Source organism: Aliidiomarina sp. (assembly GCF_047920995.1).
GTDB lineage: Bacteria > Pseudomonadota > Gammaproteobacteria > Enterobacterales > Alteromonadaceae > Aliidiomarina.
Window position 1 is genome coordinate 1 of the sequence record NZ_JBLRWZ010000084.1, and the last position, 1187, is coordinate 1187.

Genomic DNA, 1187 nt, shown 5'->3' on the forward strand with positions numbered 1-1187 from the left:
TACCAGCGTATGGCGTTGATGTTCGCGCCGCGTTTAGCGCCATTATTCGCTGTTTTGGCAAAGTTTGGGCGGTTCCTCCGCTCGTTATTACCCTATTTTCCGGGTGAAAAGGTGAATTAACATGCAACAACCTTCGGTATTGGTTTTTAGCACAGGCATCGCAGTAGCCTTGGTGCTAAGCGCAATGAATGTATTTGGCAGCGCCGCGCATGCGCAGCAGCAAGAAGAGCTGCCGCCAGTGTATGAAAGCACGGTGGTTGATTTGCCTGTGCATGAAATTAGCTACACTTTCCGCGAGCTAGCAGGTGGTGATAGCTTGCGCATGGACGGTACCAACGAGCAGCTTACTTTGGGTTTTGGCAGCCGTATCGATCAACTTGCCGAAGGTGGTGTGCTGTATCTGAATTACCAATATTCACCCACCTTGGTGCGCGATATTTCGCAGTTCCGCATTCGCTTTAATGGCGAGTTGGTGCGCGCCGTGCGGGTGAATGTAAATGAAGCCGAACAGCGCCATCAATTGCGGGTAACTCTGCCGGCGGAATACTTTAACACCTACAACGAAATCACCTTTGAATTGTTGGCATTGGCCGAGGGCGAGATGTGTTCAGCGTTATCTACCAGCGCGTGGTTGGAATTCGCCGGCGATAGCCGTATCGAGCTAAACCGCACACAACTGGTGTTTGCGAACGATTTATCTTGGTTTCCCGAGCCATTTTTCGATGTGCGCGATTTCAACCGCGCCGAATTTCACTATGTTATTCCAGAACAATTAGATACCAACGTGGTGCAAGCCGCGGGTATATTCTCCAGCTATTTTGGTGCGCAAGCCGATTGGCGTAGCGTAGCCACCCAGTTATATCGCTACCGTAACGATGCGGCGTTTGAGCATGAAGTTCACCGGTGGCCTGATGCTCATGCGGTTGTGTTCCTTACCAATAACGAACGGCCATGGTTATTCCGCGATTATCCCGATGTAAGCGAGCCCACGGTGCGCGTGATCACCAACCCGGTGAACCAAGTGTACAAAATGCTCTTGGTGCAAGCGCCCGATACTGCTGGCCTGATTACCGCAGCGCAAGGTTTAGTAACGCACCGCGCTGGTTTAAGCGGCCCGGAGGTAAGCTTTAATGCGCAAGAATTGGCGAACCGTTTGCAACCGCGCGAGGCTTATTCGGCGCCGCGTT

Annotated in this window: 1 protein-coding gene; it reads left to right on the top strand. The window is 52.1% G+C overall.

Annotated features, from left to right (window positions below; genetic code table 11):
- Window positions 1-121 precede the first annotated feature (121 nt).
- Window positions 122-1187, top strand: a 1066-nt coding sequence (locus ACNA7P_RS11205; protein WP_416258706.1) for a cellulose biosynthesis cyclic di-GMP-binding regulatory protein BcsB, incomplete at its 3' end; no start/stop codon positions are given.